Here is a 14,807-nt window from a genome sequence, read left to right as displayed (position 1 = left end):
CCGTCCATTTCCCTACCGAGCTGCCCCAGATCTGGGGCGCGCCGGAACTCGCCACTCGTGCGTACCACTCGTCGAACCCGACCGCGGTGCCCCACATCTGGGGCAGCTCGACAGGCGCCTGGACGACGCGGCCGACGGCCGGGGCGGCCGGTGGGTGCGGCTGCCGGTGCTGCGGAGGCTGCCGGATGCCTGCGGCGTCAACCCGCGGCCACCCGCGAGCACCCGCGGCCGGTCGCGGCCGCCGACGCGCCGGTGGACCTGACGAATGTCAGGGCCGAGTGGTGGCGATCGGGCGGGGCGGTGGCACACCTTCTGCGCCTAGCGTCAGCGCATGATCACATTACGTGGGTTGACGAAACGGTTCGGTGCGACCGTCGCGGTCGACGCCCTGACCGTCGACGTCGGACCCGGTCGGGTCACCGGCTTCCTCGGCCCGAACGGCGCGGGCAAGTCCACCACCATGCGGATGATCCTCGGCCTGGACCGGCCCACCGCCGGCCAGGCGCTGGTCGACGGGCGGCCGTACCGGGAGCTGCGCCAGCCGCTGCACCAGGTGGGGGCGCTGCTCGACGCCCGGGCGATCCACCCGGCCCGGTCCGGCCGGGCGCACCTGCTGGCCATGGCCCGCAGCAACGGCATCCCGGCCCGCCGGGTGGACGAGGTGCTGGACACGGTCGGGCTCGACCAGCGCGCAGCCGCGAAGCCGGGCCGGACCCTCTCGCTCGGCATGAGCCAGCGGCTCGGCATCGCCGGCGCGCTGCTCGGCGACCCGCCGGTGCTGATGTTCGACGAGCCGGTGAACGGCCTGGACCCGGACGGGGTGCGCTGGGTACGACAGCTGATGCGCTCGCTGGCCGACCAGGGACGGACGGTCTTCGTCTCCAGCCACCTGATGAGCGAGATGCAGCTCACCGCCGACCAGCTCGTGGTGATCGGTCGGGGACGGCTGCTCGCCGACGCTCCGATCGGCGACGTGGTCGCCGGCAGCCCGGTCGCCGTCCGGGTGCGCAGTCCCCACCCGGACGGGCTGGCCACCCTCGCCGCACGCCTCACCGCGACCGGGGCCACCGTCGAACCGGCCGGCCCGGACGAGCTGACTGTCAGCGGGGCCACGGTGGACCGGGTCGGTGACCTGGCGTACGAGCTGGGGGTGCGGTTGCACGAGCTGAGCCCGCACGGCGCGTCGCTGGAGCGGGCGTTCATGGAGTTGACCGCCGACAGCGTCGAGTACGCCGGCGGACCGAGCGGAAGCGGGTCACGATGAGCACGATCACCGCCAATCGCCCCGTCGACCGGGCAACCTCCTTCCGCGGCGCGGTGGCCGCCGAGTGGACCAAGCTGTGGTCGGTGCGGACCACCTGGTGGACGATGCTGGCCGGGCTGCTGCTGATGGCCGCGAGCGCCGGGCAGTTGGCCATCTACGCCGTCAACGCCAACACCAACGACGACCCGGCCGACGACCCGGGAATCGTCACCCTCGGCAGCGTGGTTATCGACTCGGTCGAGCTGACCCAGTACGCGGTACTGGCGCTGGGCCTGCTCGCGATCACCGCCGAGTTCACCAGCGGCACCATCCGGACCACGCTGCAGTGCACCCCGTCCCGGGGCGGGGTGCTGCTGGCCAAGGCGGTGGTCGCCGGTTCGGTCACCTTCATCCTCGGGCTGCTGCTCGCCGGCGTCGGTGCCCTGGTCGCGTGGCCGGTGCTCGGCGAGTGGGGCAGCGCGCCGGCGGCCGGCACCGTCGGAGACATCCTCGCGGTGGCTGCCTACCTGGCGCTGGTCGGGGTGCTGGCGCTGGGACTGGCCGCGGCGCTGCGCAGCGCGGTGCTCACCCTCACCGTGCTCTTCGCCACCCTCATGATCGTGCCGCTGTCGCTCCAGGAGCCCGACATCACCGTGCTGAACCGGATCGCCGACGCCTTCCCCGGGGTGGCGGGCGGGCACTTCCTGGCCGGCGACACCGAGCCGTACCCCGCGGTGGTGGGGTTGCTGCTGCTCACCGGCTGGGCCGGCGCGGCGCTGGCCCTGGGCCGGGCCGCGCTGCGTCGCCGGGACGCCTGACAGGTGCGCGGGGGCCCGGCGTGCCGGGCCCCCGCTCAACCGTCGACCAGCCCCGCCTCGTACGCGAGGATCGCCGCCTGCACCCGGTTGCGCACGTCCAGCCGGGTGAAGATGCTGGTCAGGTAGCTCTTCACGGTGCCCTCCACCAGGTGCAGCCGGCGGGCGATCTCGGCGTTGGAGAGCCCGGCCCCGACCAGCGCCAGCACCTCCCGCTCCCGCTCGGTCAGCCCGGCCGTCCGGCCCCGCGCGACCGGACGGCGGGCCAGCCGCCCGGCGCCCAGCTCGATCACCCGGCGGGCCACCCGCGGCGACAGGTACGCCCCGCCGTCGGCGACCGCGTGCACCCCGGCGATCAGCTCCCGCGGATCACCGGACTTGAGCAGGAAGCCGCTGGCGCCGTGCCCGAGCGCCCGGGCGACGTGGTCGTCCTCGCCGAAGGTGGTGAGCATGACCGTCGCCGTCGTCGGCGCCAGCCGGTGGATCTCGGCCGCGGCGGCCAGCCCGTCCAGCTTCGGCATCCGGATGTCGAGCAACGCCACCCGGGGCCGGTGGGCCCGGACCAGCTCCACCGCCGCGCGCCCGTCGCCGGCCTCGGCGACCACCTCGATGCCCGGATCGGCCGCGAGGATCGCCCGTACCCCGGCCCGGATCATCGCCTCGTCGTCGGCGAGGACCACCCGGACCGGTCCCGCTGCGGTGGTGTCGTCGTTCACTGTTCGATCCGCTCCTTGCTGACCAGCCGGCCGTCGGTGAAACAGAGCCGCCAGGTCGGCTCGGCGAGGGGGAAGTTGCCGTCGGTGTAGTACTCGCAGCCGGGCTGTTCGGCGCCGGTCGGCGGTGTGAGCTGCCGGCGGGGCAGCCCGGCCAGGTCGGCGCGCGCCGCGCCCGGCCGCATCCGGTCGAACGCCGGCTCGTCCAGCACCGTCCCCGCCGTGGCGAACGGGTAGTAGACCAATGACAGGGCGAGCGCCAGCCCCGCCGGTGCGCCGAGCGCCAGCAGCAGGCTGTGCCGTACCCGGCGACGAGCCTCGCGCAACCGCCGCTCGGCGTCGGCCGGCCGCTCCACCCCGGCCGACTCACCGCTGGTCAGCCCACCGTCAGCCGACCAGGGCAGATCGGCGGGAAGTCGCACCTCGGCGGGCCGCGCCTGGGCGGGCAGGACGACGCCGGGCAGCGGCAGCCGGGCCCGTACCGCGAAGCCGCCGTCCGCGCCTGCGCCGGCGTCCAGGGCGCCGCCGGCGAGGCGGACCCGTTCGGCGAGGGCGAGCAGGCCGCTGCCGGTGGACGGCGGGCCCGGCAGCGGGCCGGCCGGCGGCGGCGCGTTCACCACGCTCACGTCCACCCCGTCGGCGGTCCGGACGAGGCTGACGGTGACCGCGGCGCCCGGGGCGTACCGGGCCGCGTTGGTGAGCGCCTCCCGCACCACGCCGTGCGCGGCGGAGCCCGTCATCCCGGGCAGCTCGGCGGCGTCCGGCGCGGCGTCCAGCCGGACCGCCATGCCGGCCTCGCGGGCGCCGTCGACCAGGTCGGCGACCGTCTCCCCGGCCGGTCGGGTGACGGCCGGGCCGCCCTCCTCCCGCAGCACCCCGATGATGCCGTGCAGCCGTTCGGTGGCGGCGGCGACGCTGGCCCGCAACTCCCCCGCCGCGGCGCGGTGCCGCGGGTCGAGGTCGTCGGCGAGTTCCAGCGCGGCGGCGCGCAGCGCGATCAGGCTGAGATCGTGGCCGAGGGAGTCGTGCATCTCCTCGGCGATCCGGGCCCGCTCGCGCAGCCGGATCCGCTCGGTCACGCCCCGCCGCTCCCGGGCCAGCGCCTCGGTGTGGCGGCGGCCAGCGTCGGCCAACTCCTGCTGCTGCCGGCGGTACCGGCCGACCAGCCACGGAAAGACCCCGGCGAAGAGCAGCACCGACGCCAGCAGGAACCAGGTCGCGGCGCCGGTGCCGAGCAGCCCCAGGTTCAGCACCGTGCCACCGACCGCGATCACCCCGAACAGCACGGCGGCCGGGGCCGCCCCGGCGCTGCGCCGACCGGTCAGATAGCTGAACACCGGAATGGCGAAGACGAAGTTGCCGTCGACCAGCGAGCCGAGCACCACCAGCAGCAGGCCGACCAGCGGCCGGCGTCGGCCCGACGCCACCGCCACGGCCAGCACCGCCAGCGAGCCGAGCAGCAGCGCCAGGCCGTGCCGCGGGTGGGGCGGGGTCAGCCCGGCGGCCCCGATCGGGGCGGCCACCACCGCCCAGAGCAGCACGTCACCCGGCAGGCGCCGCCACCGGTCCGGCCCCGGCCGCAACCAATTCGGGATCCTCACGGCGGCCAGGCTACCCACGCCCGACCTGCGCGGACACCGACGAAAGTCAGGTGTTCAGCCGATCTCCTCGGCCCAGGCCCGCCAGTCGTCCAGGACCCCGTGCAGAGACGGGGTGAGCCAACCCGGCGCCGAGCGCCGGAACACGCCCGGGTCCATCGCGCCGGCGCCGTCCGGCAGCGCGCCGAGCAGGTTCGGTACGAGGTCGGTGAGGTTGGTCCAGTGCACCAGCTCCGGCTGGGCGGGCCAGGCGCCGATCACCACACCGGCCGGAACCGCACGCCGGTCCAGTGCCTCCAGGGTCAGCGCCGTGTGGTTGAGCGTGCCCAGCCCGGCGCGGGCGACGACCACCGCCGGCGCGCCGAGCGACACCGCCAGATCGGCCATCGTCCACGGCTCGCCCGACGGGCGCAGCCCCATCGGCACCAGCAGCCCGCCGGCACCCTCCACCAGCACCAGGTCGTGCTTGTCGGCCTCCTCGCGGACCGCGTCGACGGCGCTGTAGAGCTCCAGCGGCGGCAGGTCCGCCACCCGGGCCGCGGCCAGCGGGGCGAGCGGGTCCGGATAGCTGGCCAGGGTCCGACCGGTCAGCGGTGCGGCCAGCCGGTTGACCGAGTCGACGTCGCCGGGCTCGCCGCCGGCCGTACCCGTCTGACCGGGTTTGACCACCGCCACCCGCAGGCCGGCAGCCTGCGCGGCGGCGGCGATCGCGGCGGTCACCACCGTCTTGCCGACCTCGGTGTCGGTACCGGTGACCAGCACCGGCCCGCGCCACGCGCTCATGGGGCCACCTCGGTTCGCGACTGCGGGGCTCGCAACCCCGGCCCACTCCTCGCGCTCACGGGGCACACTCCACGATGACGTCCAGCGCACGGACGAAGTCCGCCCGGGGCACCCCCGCGCTGACCGTGAGCCGCAACCGGGAGCGGCTGTCCGGGGTGGACGGCGGACGGAAGCAACCGACGGCGACTCCCCGGTCCCGGCAGTCGGCGGCCCAACTCGTCGCCGCCTCCGGCCCCGGTGCGGTCACCGAGATCACCGCCCCGTCCGGGGCGGAGACGGTCAGCCCGGCGGCGCGCAGCCGGGTGACCGCCAGCACTACCCGGTCGGCCAGCTCGGCACGCAGGTCGTCGCCGGTACGGGCCAGCCGTAGCGCGGCGTGCACCCCGGCGGCGACCGCCGGCGGCAGCGCGGTGTCGAAGATGAACGTGCGGCCGGTCTCCACCAGGTGCCGGACGAACTCCGCCGGGCCGGCGACCACCCCGCCCGCGCCGCCCAGCGCCTTGGACAGGGTGGCGGTGACCACCACGTCCGGCTCGCCGGTGAGCCTGGCGGCGGCCACCGCACCCGCGCCGGACGGGCCGGTCACGCCGAGCGCGTGCGCGTCGTCGACCAGCAGCAGCGCACCGTGGCGGCGGGCCACCTCGTGCAGCCGAGCCAGCGGGGCGAGGTCACCGTCGACCGAGAAGACCGACTCGGTGACCACCACCGCGGGACGGCCCGGGGCGACCGCCAGCGCGGCGGCCACCGCCGTGACGTCGGCGTGCGGCGTCACCACCGTCTCCGCGCCGGAGATCCGACAGCCGTCGATCAGCGAGGCGTGGTTGTGGGCGTCGGAGACGAGCAGGGTACGGGGTTGCACGAGGGCCCGGAGCGCCCCGAGGTTGGCCAGGTAGCCGGAGGAGAAGACGAGCGCCCGGTCGGCGCCGAGCCACACGGCCAGCTCGTCCTCCAGCGCGTGGTGCGCGTCGGTGGAGCCGCGTACCAGCCGCGACCCGGTGGCCCCCAGCCCGTACGCCGACAGCGCCCGCGCGGCCGCGGCGGTGACCTCCGGATGGGTGGCCAGGCCGAGGTAGTCGTTGCCGGCCAGGTCGGTCATGCCGTCGGCGGCCGGGCGCGGGTGCAGCCGCCGGGTCAGCCCGGCCTTCGCCCGCAGCTGCGCCCGGCGGTCGAGCGCCGCCAGCCAGTCCGCCACCGTCACCCTCCAAACGCGCCCGCGGCGGCCGTTGCGACCATCCCGCCGGGCGAAATTACCACCCGCCACCACCGGCCCGACGAATCCACTCGGCTCCCGGGGTTGACCTCCACCAAGCTTGAACTTCCAGGCTGGCCGGATGCGACGACTGCTGCGTACCGCCGGAGCCCTGCTGCGCCGCGCCACCTCGCCCGACCGGGCCGGCTTTCGGACGACCGCCCTGCTACTGGCGGCGGCCGACCCGACGCGGGCTGCCGGCGAGCGGGCCTGGTTGGCCGACGCCGTGGTGGGCTCGGACGTTTCCGCCGCTGGAGGGGCCTTGTAGGGTACGAGCCATGCCAGAGATCCTCGACCAGGCCCGGACCCAGGTCCTGGGTGACGGCGTCGGCCTCGACGAGGCCGGCGTCCTCGCCGTGCTGAACCTGCCCGACGAGCACCTGCCCGCCGCCCTCCAACTCGCCCACGAGGTGCGGATGCGCTGGTGCGGCCCGGAGGTCGAGGTCGAGGGCATCGTCTCGCTGAAGACCGGCGGCTGCCCCGAGGACTGCCACTTCTGCTCCCAGTCCGGCCTGTTCACCTCCCCGGTGCGCTCGGTCTACCTGGACATCCCGTCCCTGGTCGAGGCGGCGAAGCAGACCGCCAAGACCGGGGCCACCGAGTTCTGCATCGTGGCCGCGGTGCGCGGCCCGGACGCCCGGCTCATGAAGCAGATGCGCGAGGGTGTCGCGGCCATCAAGGCCGAGGTCGACATCCAGGTCGCCGCGTCGCTGGGCATGCTCAACCAGGAGCAGGTCGACGATCTGGTCGACATGGGCGTGCACCGCTACAACCACAACCTGGAGACCTGCCGCTCCTACTTCCCCAACGTGGTCACCACCCACTCGTGGGAGGAGCGCTGGGAGACGCTGCGGATGGTGCGTGACTCCGGCATGGAGGTGTGCTGCGGCGGCATCCTCGGGCTGGGCGAGACGGTCGAGCAGCGCGCCGAGTTCGCCGCACAGCTCGCCGAACTGGACCCGCACGAGGTGCCGCTGAACTTCCTCAACCCCCGCCCCGGCACCCCCCTGGGTGACCGCCCGGTGGTGGAGGGCAAGGACGCGCTGCGGGCCATCGCCGCGTTCCGGCTGGCCATGCCGCGCACCATCCTCCGGTACGCGGGCGGCCGGGAGATCACCCTCGGTGACCTGGGGACTCGCGAAGGTCTGCTGGGCGGCATCAACGCCGTGATCGTCGGCAACTACCTGACCACGCTGGGTCGCCCGGCGACCGCCGACCTCGACCTGCTCGACGAGCTGAAGATGCCCGTGAAGGCGCTGTCGGCGACCCTGTAGACGGTGAGGACGACGTGACCGAGCTTGTCGAGCCCGTGGCGGCGCAGCGCTGGTGCGACCGCTGCGGCGAGGACGCGGCGGTCGGCGGGCACGATCCGTGCGCGGTGGCCCGGGCACTGGAGCCGCCGCGCTACTGCCCGCACTGCCGCCGCCGGATGAAGGTGCAGGTGCTGCCGGTCGGCTGGTCGGCGGTCTGCGTCCAGCACGGCGAGATCCGGGGCTGAGCCGGTGCTGCGGGGCCGGGCGGTGACCCTGCGACCGGCCACGGTCGCGGACGTGCCGGCCCTCGCGGCGATCCGGGCCCACCCCGAGGTACGCCGCTGGTGGCGCGGCGACGACGACCTCGCCGCGTCCGTACGCGGCGACCTGGCCGACGACTCGCTGACCCTGTACGCCATCGAGCACGACGGCCGGCTGGTCGGCGCGATCCAGTGGTACGCCGAACCGGACCCGGACTACCGGCACGCCAGCCTGGACATCTTCCTCGACCCGGAGGTGCGCGGCGCCGGGCTCGGCGGGGACGCGATCCGCACCCTGGCCCGGCACCTGATCGACGAGCACGGGCATCACCGCTTCACCATCGACCCGGCCGCGGCGAACAGCGCCGCCATCCGGGCGTACGCCAAGGTCGGCTTCCGGCCGGTGGGGGTGCTGCGCCGCTACGAACGTGGTGCGGACGGCCGCTGGCACGACGGCCTGCTGATGGACCTGCTCGCCGACGAACTGGCTGAGTGACCCGCACCACCACCGCCGCGGGCGCCCCGCGCCGATGTCCCGATCCGAGGGTCACCGGTCCGTCCGGGCAGCCACCGACCACCGACACCGCCGGGTTCCACCTGATCAGCGGGCCGACGAGCCCGCCGACCAAGGAGGAACCATGTCCCGATTCCCGTCCTGGCGGGAACCGCTGATCGCCCTCGGCCTGGCGGCCGGACCGGTCGTGGCGCTCGGCTTCACCCGCTTCGCGTACGCCCTGCTGCTGCCCGCCATGCGCGGCGACCTGCACTGGACGTACGCCCAGGCCGGCGGGCTCAACACCGCTAACGCCGCGGGCTACGTGATCGGCGCCGGCACGGCCGTGTTCTGGGCCCGCCGGTTCGGCGACCGCGCCGCCTTCCTGGGCACCCTGCTGGTGAGCGCGCTCACCCTGCTGCTCACCGCCGCCACCGCGGACTACCCGGTGCTGGGGCTGCTGCGCTTCGTCGGCGGGTTGACCACGGCGGTCACCTTCGTGCTCGGCTCGGCGCTGGCGGCCCGGGTCGCCACCGGCGGTGGGCAACGGCGGGCCTCGTCGCTGGTGGCGCTCTACATGGCCGGGGTCGGCATCGGGGTGGTGCTTTCCGGGCTGCTGGTGCCGGCGGCGCTCGCGGTGGCCGGGGACGCCGGCTGGCGGGTCGGTTGGCTGCTGCTCGGCGTGGTCGCGGTGCTCGCGGTGGGCCCGGCCCTGCTCGCCGTGCGCCGGGTGCCGGCGGTGACGGGGGTCACCCGCGCCGGCCTGCCTCGGGCGGACCTGGCCCGGCTGGCTCCGACCTTCGCCTGGTACGTCCTCTTCGGCGCCGGCTACGTGAGCTACCTGACCTTCGTGATCGCGCTGCTGCGGGACGAGGGATTGCGGACGCCGGGTGTCGCCGCGTTCTTCGTGACGCTCGGCGTCGCCTCGGCGGTGGCCACGCTCACCGTGTGGGGGCGGCTGGTCGGCCGGCTCCCCGGTGGCCGGGCGCCGGCGCTGGTCTCCGTGCTGGTCCTGCTCGGCGTACTGCCGGTGCTGCTGCTCCCGGCCCGGCTGCCCGCGGCGCTGCTCTCCGCGGTGGTCTTCGGCAGCGCGTTCATGGCCGGCCCGACGGCGGCCACGGTGCTCGCCCGCCGGGCCCTGCCGGCCAACGGCTGGACCGCCGGCATCGCCCTGCTGACCGTGGCCTTCTCGGTCGGCCAGGCCATCGGCCCGCTGTTGTCGGGCGTGCTGTCGGACTCCGGCGGGATCGCGACCGGTCTCTGGCTCTCGGTCGGCCTGCTCGCCGCCGCGGCGCTGGTCGCCCTGCGTCAGGGCGAGACCGCGCCGGCCGAGGCTCCGGAGCCGCGGGGGTCAGCGGGCGTCGGAGATACCGGTGGTGCGAAAGCGGGACCGGTACGCGCCCGGCGTGACGCCGACGTGGCGTAGGAAGATCCGACGCATCGTCTCGGAGGAGCCGAAGCCGACCCGGCGGGCCACCACGTCGAGGGTGTCGTCGCCACGCTCCAGCAGGCTCCGCGCCGCCTCCACCCGGATCCGGTCCAGGTACCCGGCCGGGGTGGTGCCCAGCTCGGCGCGGAACAGCCGGGCCAGGTGCCGGGCACTCACCCCGGCGAGCGCCGCCATCCCGGCCAGGTCGTACGGGCCGGCCGGGTCGGCGGCCACCGTGTCCAGCACCCGGCGCAGCACCTCGTTGCGGGTGCTCGCCGCACTGGTCCGAACGCTGAACTGCGACTGCCCGCCCGGACGCTGCATGAAGACCACCAGGTGCCGGGCCACCGCGCGGGCGATCTCCGGGCCGAGGTCCGCCTCGACCAGCGCCAGGGTCAGGTCGATGCCGGCGGTGATTCCTGCCGAGGTGATGATCCGACCGTCGGTGATGAAGATCGGGTCCGGGTCGACGGTGACCGCCGGGAAGTGCGCGGCGAGCTGGTCGGCCAGATCCCAGTGGGTGGTCACCCGCCGGCCGTCGAGCAGGCCGGCGGCGGCCAGGGCGAAGGCGCCGGCGCAGACCGACGCGGTCCGGTGGGACCCGGCGGCCAGCCGCCGGATCTGGTCCAGCAGCCCCGCGTCGGCCGCCGCGGCCTGCCAGTCGGGCGCGCCCGGCACGACCAGCGTGCCCACCGGTCCGGCGACGTCGGCCAGCGCCACGTCGGCGCCGAGCCGGGCGCCGGCGCTGCTGACCACGTCCCGGCCGTCGGGTGAGGCGAGCAACGGCCGGTACGAGCCGCCGTGCTCGTTGGCCACGGTGAGGACCTCCAGTGGGCCGGTGACGTCGAGCAGCCGTACCCCGTCGTAGACGACGAAGAGCACGGTGGCACCACGCTCCGGGGCCCGCACCGTTCGAGCCTAGTCAGCCGCCGCGGGTCCGGCCGGCGCATCGCGCCTTGAACCGTCCCAGAGCAGGTGGCCGTCGGGGAGGCGCCGAGCCCCCTCGGCCGGCCGGTGCGGGCTCAGCCGACCGTCGGGCATCAGATGCGCCACCGGCGTCCCGTGGCCGAGCACCGCGACGTCGGCGATCAGTCGGCGGTGGCACCGCCACCAGACGCTCTCGCTGCACATCACCGCAGTGGTCTGTCGGGCCGCGTCAGCGAGCACTCCGGCCAGCGCGTCGTCGAACTCCGCCGTCCGGGTGTACGCGGCGTACGCCCGGAACGCCGCGACCGTCCACCAGGTGTCCGGCTCGGGTTCTCCGGCGCGGACGTGCCGGCGTCCGCCGAGGTGCGGCTCCCAGCGGTAGTCGACTCCCCGCTCGGGTAGCCAGCGCTCGAGTTCCTCGCGCCGGACGTCGGGGTTGGTGCGGCTGGCCGGGTACCGCCGCACATCCACCACCAGGGCGACGCCGGCTCCGGCGAGCAGCTCCCCCAGCCGACCCCGGTCGGCGGCCCCGTGCCCCACGGTCAGCAGCTCCCGCACGACGTTGACATGCCCCGAATCCCGCAGACCTATCCCTGCCCGCCGGGGATCGCGGCGCTGGGAAGCTCCCCGGAGCGTCCAGGCGGCCGTACGCGTTACGGCGACACGCGCAGGAGGGCCCTCCAAGTTGGCCCGAATCCTGTTCCTGTCCGGCACGTCGTCCCAGCTCAGGCCGATCGACCGATGTCGCCCGAAGATCCCGTACATGGGATCATGTGCCGTCCCCTCGACCAATCTCGGAGGAAACCTCATGCCACAGCGTCGGCGCCTGGCGCGCGCGGCCATCTGCACGGCCGCAGCCACGGCCGGTCTGGCCCTCGCCACCCCGGCGTGGGCGGTCGCCACGTCGGTTCCGCTCAACCCGGCTCACGAAAACTCCACCGCGGCGAACTTCCCCACCAAGGACTGCGACGACGACCGGTTCGACAGCCTGCCCGCCGGCTACGACGGCTGGCACTTCGTCCTTCCGCAGGGCAAGACGTCCAGCAGCTTCGAGTCGCTCACCCTGACCTTCAGCAACGGGTCCACCGCGGTCACGGTGCAGGTGCCGGACAGCACCGACGCCTACCCGGACTCCTTCTACTCGGCCGGCGGCAAGCAGATGCACGCCTACCTCTTCACCCCGGCCGGGTGGACGCTGACCGGCGGCAGCGCCGAGGTCACCAACGCGGTCGACAAGTTCAACCTGAGCCACACCTGTGCCGGCACCGTCGCGACGCAGTCGCCGAGTCCGAGTCCCTCGACGTCGGTCTCGCCGTCGACGTCGGTCTCGCCGTCGACGTCGGTTACGCCGTCGACCTCGGTCTCGCCGTCCGAGTCCACCTCGCCGTCGGAGTCGGTCTCCCCGTCGGACTCGGCCACGCCCACGGGCTCGGTCTCGCCGTCGGCGGGCACGGGCGGCAACGGTGGCGGTGACACCGAAGGGGGCCTGCCCCTGACCGGTGTGGCCACGACCAGCATCGCGCTGGGCGGCGTCGCCCTGATCGGTGGTGGCGCGCTACTGATGATGCGGCGCCGTCGCGACCGGATCACCTTCACCAGCTGATTTCGCTCGGCCCCGCGGCCGGCCGCCGGACCCTGTCCGGTGGCCGGCCGCGACCCTTTTCTCCGCTGGCCGAACACGTTCCACACCGCAGCCGAGGCGAAGACCACTCTGGACGATTGATCCGATGCGGGCGCCGATCCGTACCGACGGGTAACCCGGTCGACGGCGCCCGGACAAAGCTCACACCATCGATGCATAACGATCGATGGTCGACGTAACCGCAGGTCACAGTGGCCCGAAGCGCGCGCAACGCCCAGCAAGCGGACGTGCGGACGTCCTGCCATACGAACGTACTGTTGCTGTCCCGCTACCCGACACGGGACAGTACCGATCACCAGCGGTGCCATCGACGCCGCCGCTCCCCGGTCAACCCTGAGGAGAACGCGATGGCACTACGACTCGCCGAGGGCACCGCCTGGTCCGACGTCCTGGCCCGCGCGGTGGCCGCCACTCCGGAGGCGTTCGGCGCCGAGGTGGACGGCGTCACCACACTGCACAACCTGGTCCAGGGCGACTGGCAGGCGGTGGGCAGCCCCTCCCCGGTCCGCACCCCGGTGGACAACACCGTCGTGATCAACCTGCCCCGGCTGGACGCCGACACCGCCCGAGCCGCCGTGGCCCACGCCGCCGCCGCGCACCGGGCCTGGGCGGACACCCCGCTCGCCGAGCGCAAGGCCCGGGTCACCGACGCCCTCGACGCGCTCACCGAGCACCGCGACCTGCTCGCCCTGCTGCTGGTCTGGGAGATCGGCAAGCCGTGGCGGCTGGCCTGCGCCGACGTGGACCGGGCGCTGGACGGCGTGCGCTGGTACGCCGGGGAGATCGACCGGATGCTCGCCGACGGCCGCGAGCCACTGGCCGGCCCGGTCAGCAACATCGCCTCCTGGAACTACCCGATGAGCGTGCTGGTGCACGCCGAGCTGGTCCAACTGCTCGCTGGCAACGCGGTGATCGCCAAGACCCCGTCCCAGGGCGGCGCGGTCTGCCTCACCGTCGCGCACGCGCTGATGCGCCGGGCCGGGCTGCCCGCCACGCTGGTCTCCGGCGGCGGCGAGGAACTCTCCGAGGTGCTGGTCCGGGCGCCGGAGATCGGCGCGGTCGCGTTCGTCGGCGGGCGCTCCAACGGCGGCAAGGTGGCCGCCGCGCTGCTGGACAGCGACAAGCGGCACTTCATCGAGCAGGAGGGCCTCAACGCCTGGGGCATCTGGGACTTCTCCCAGTGGGACCTGCTCGCCGCGCACCTGAAGAAGGGCTTCGAGTACGGCAAGCAGCGCTGCACCGCGTACCCCCGGTTCGTGGTGCAGCGCGACCTGGTCGACGAGTTCCTCGACATGTACCTGCCGGTCGTCCGCTCGGTCCGGTTCGGACACCCGCTCGCCGTCGGTGACGACTGGACCACCGGCGACCCGCTGCCCGAGCTGGACTTCGGGCCCCTGATCAGCGCCGCCAAGGCCGAGGAGCTGCGTCGCAAGGTCGACGAGGCGGTACGCGGCGGAGCGGTGCCGCTGCACCGGGGCAAGCTGACCGGGGCGCCGTTCCTGGACGGGCAGGACACCTCGGCGTACGTCGCGCCGTCGGTGCTGCTCGCCCCGCCCGGCCGGTCCCGCCTGATGCACGCCGAGCCGTTCGGGCCGGTCGACACCATCGTCGTGGTGGACACCACCGACGAACTGCTGGCCGCGATGAACGCCTCCAACGGCGCGCTGGTGGCCAGCCTCGCCTGCGACGACACCGACGAGGCGGCGAAGCTGGCCGTCGACCTGCAGGCGTTCAAGGTGGGCATCAACAAGCCGCGCTCGCGGGGTGACCGGGACGAGCCGTTCGGCGGCCGGGGCGCCTCGTGGAAGGGCGCGTTCGTCGGCGGCGACCTGCTGGTGCAGGCGGTCACCCAGGGCGGCGACGGCCGGCTCTACGGCAACTTCCCCGACTACAGCAGCTACCCGGCCACCTGACGACCGGATGCAAGGAAGGGCCCCTTGTTAACGCCTGGCGCATAGCAAGGGGCCCCTCTTAACGCCGAGTCGTCCGCGTACCGTCGAGGGATGGCGATGATCGCGCAGCTGTCCCCGGCGTGGCCGACGCCCGACGGGCGGCGACGTTCTGGGCCGCCGCCCTCGGCTACCGCCGCCGGCCGCCCCGGTTCGCGGGCGACGAGTGGATCGTGCTGGAGCCGCCGCCCGGGGCACCGGGCGCGGCCATCGCGATGGACCTCAGCGAGAGCCCGGTGCAGGAGTTCCCCCGGCTCCACCTGGACCTGGACGCCGGCGAGCGTCCCCTCGACGACGAGGTCGACCGGCTGCTCGGCCTCGGCGCGCAGCGGGTGGACTGGCGGCACTATCCCACCGACCCGCACCCGAGCGAGCCGCCGTACGTGGTGCTGGCCGGCCCGGAGGGCAACCGGTTCTGCGTGTCCGGCCGCCGCGAACCCCCCACGACGTAAC

16 protein-coding genes are annotated in these 14,807 nt (G+C 74.5%); 10 read left to right on the top strand and 6 right to left on the bottom strand.

From position 1 onward, the window contains the following. Window positions 1–331: 331 nt before the first annotated feature. Together ACFOW4_RS28890 and ACFOW4_RS28885 are read left to right on the top strand one after the other, a co-directional pair. On the top strand, window positions 332–1,264 hold the full coding sequence (locus tag ACFOW4_RS28890) for an ATP-binding cassette domain-containing protein (protein ID WP_377533454.1): 933 nt from the start codon (window positions 332–334) through the stop codon (window positions 1,262–1,264). Beyond that, window positions 1,261–2,061, top strand: a complete 801-nt coding sequence (locus ACFOW4_RS28885) for an ABC transporter permease (protein ID WP_377533453.1) — start codon at window positions 1,261–1,263, stop codon at window positions 2,059–2,061. Before ACFOW4_RS28890 ends, ACFOW4_RS28885 begins: the two co-directional genes overlap by 4 nt. Before the next feature lie 35 nt (window positions 2,062–2,096). Here the strand turns inward: ACFOW4_RS28885 and ACFOW4_RS28880 are convergent, their stop codons facing one another. From ACFOW4_RS28880 to ACFOW4_RS28865, 4 genes are read right to left on the bottom strand one after another with little or no spacing between them, the layout of a single operon-like run. Further along, complete coding sequence (locus tag ACFOW4_RS28880; protein WP_377533452.1) at window positions 2,097–2,774, bottom strand: response regulator; 678 nt, start codon at window positions 2,772–2,774, stop codon at window positions 2,097–2,099. Beyond that, window positions 2,771–4,372: a sensor histidine kinase gene (locus tag ACFOW4_RS28875; protein WP_377533451.1), complete on the bottom strand. Its 1,602-nt coding sequence runs from the start codon at window positions 4,370–4,372 to the stop codon at window positions 2,771–2,773. Before ACFOW4_RS28875 ends, ACFOW4_RS28880 begins: the two co-directional genes overlap by 4 nt. Window positions 4,373–4,426: 54 nt before the next feature. Then, window positions 4,427–5,152: a dethiobiotin synthase gene (bioD, locus tag ACFOW4_RS28870; protein ID WP_377533450.1), complete on the bottom strand. Its 726-nt coding sequence runs from the start codon at window positions 5,150–5,152 to the stop codon at window positions 4,427–4,429. A 55-nt stretch (window positions 5,153–5,207) separates the two neighbouring features. Next, a complete protein-coding gene (locus ACFOW4_RS28865; RefSeq protein WP_377533449.1) occupies window positions 5,208–6,344 on the bottom strand; it encodes an 8-amino-7-oxononanoate synthase in 1,137 nt (378 codons plus the stop codon). A 139-nt stretch (window positions 6,345–6,483) separates the two neighbouring features. Here ACFOW4_RS28865 and ACFOW4_RS28860 point away from each other — a divergent pair, with 139 nt between their 5' ends. The 5 genes from ACFOW4_RS28860 to ACFOW4_RS28840 all read left to right on the top strand — a co-directional run bounded on the left by ACFOW4_RS28860 (window position 6,484) and on the right by ACFOW4_RS28840 (window position 9,833). Then, a complete protein-coding gene (locus ACFOW4_RS28860) occupies window positions 6,484–6,669 on the top strand; it encodes a hypothetical protein (RefSeq protein WP_377533448.1) in 186 nt (61 codons plus the stop codon). A gap of 10 nt (window positions 6,670–6,679) precedes the next feature. Then, entirely contained in the window at window positions 6,680–7,675 is a 996-nt protein-coding gene (bioB, locus tag ACFOW4_RS28855; RefSeq protein ID WP_377533447.1) for a biotin synthase BioB, read from the top strand. A gap of 14 nt (window positions 7,676–7,689) precedes the next feature. Next, window positions 7,690–7,899: a hypothetical protein gene (locus tag ACFOW4_RS28850; RefSeq protein ID WP_377533446.1), complete on the top strand. Its 210-nt coding sequence runs from the start codon at window positions 7,690–7,692 to the stop codon at window positions 7,897–7,899. Between the two features lie 4 nt (window positions 7,900–7,903). After that, entirely contained in the window at window positions 7,904–8,410 is a 507-nt protein-coding gene (locus ACFOW4_RS28845) for a GNAT family N-acetyltransferase (RefSeq protein ID WP_377533445.1), read from the top strand. Window positions 8,411–8,552: 142 nt separating this feature from the next. Then, a complete protein-coding gene (locus ACFOW4_RS28840) occupies window positions 8,553–9,833 on the top strand; it encodes a YbfB/YjiJ family MFS transporter (protein WP_377533444.1) in 1,281 nt (426 codons plus the stop codon). Here ACFOW4_RS28840 and ACFOW4_RS28835 read toward each other — a convergent pair. Next, window positions 9,759–10,745 carry a GlxA family transcriptional regulator gene (locus ACFOW4_RS28835; protein WP_377533443.1) on the bottom strand — a complete coding sequence of 329 codons (987 nt, stop codon included), beginning with the start codon at window positions 10,743–10,745 and terminating at the stop codon, window positions 9,759–9,761. The genes ACFOW4_RS28840 and ACFOW4_RS28835 overlap by 75 nt on opposite strands. A 9-nt stretch (window positions 10,746–10,754) precedes the next feature. Beyond that, complete coding sequence (locus ACFOW4_RS28830) at window positions 10,755–11,321, bottom strand: DUF488 family protein (protein ID WP_377533442.1); 567 nt, start codon at window positions 11,319–11,321, stop codon at window positions 10,755–10,757. Between the two features lie 250 nt (window positions 11,322–11,571). On the opposite strand from ACFOW4_RS28830, the gene ACFOW4_RS28825 reads away from it, so the two are divergent. The 3 genes from ACFOW4_RS28825 to ACFOW4_RS28815 all read left to right on the top strand — a co-directional run bounded on the left by ACFOW4_RS28825 (window position 11,572) and on the right by ACFOW4_RS28815 (window position 14,806). After that, window positions 11,572–12,366 (top strand): LPXTG cell wall anchor domain-containing protein, encoded by a 795-nt coding sequence (locus ACFOW4_RS28825; protein ID WP_377533441.1) that lies wholly within the window; start codon window positions 11,572–11,574, stop codon window positions 12,364–12,366. 386 nt (window positions 12,367–12,752) lie between these two features. Then, window positions 12,753–14,318 carry an aldehyde dehydrogenase family protein gene (locus ACFOW4_RS28820; RefSeq protein WP_377533440.1) on the top strand — a complete coding sequence of 522 codons (1,566 nt, stop codon included), beginning with the start codon at window positions 12,753–12,755 and terminating at the stop codon, window positions 14,316–14,318. A gap of 119 nt (window positions 14,319–14,437) precedes the next feature. Beyond that, window positions 14,438–14,806, top strand: coding sequence for a VOC family protein (locus ACFOW4_RS28815; protein ID WP_377533439.1), 369 nt, complete (start codon window positions 14,438–14,440; stop codon window positions 14,804–14,806). The last annotated feature ends 1 nt before the right edge of the window (window position 14,807 follow it).

Origin of the sequence: Micromonospora sp. GCM10011542, assembly GCF_042650685.1 — a bacterium.
Classification (GTDB): Bacteria; Actinomycetota; Actinomycetes; order Mycobacteriales; family Micromonosporaceae; genus Micromonospora.
The sequence above is the reverse complement of the archived record's forward strand: the minus strand, read 5'-3'. Positions and strand labels throughout refer to the sequence as shown.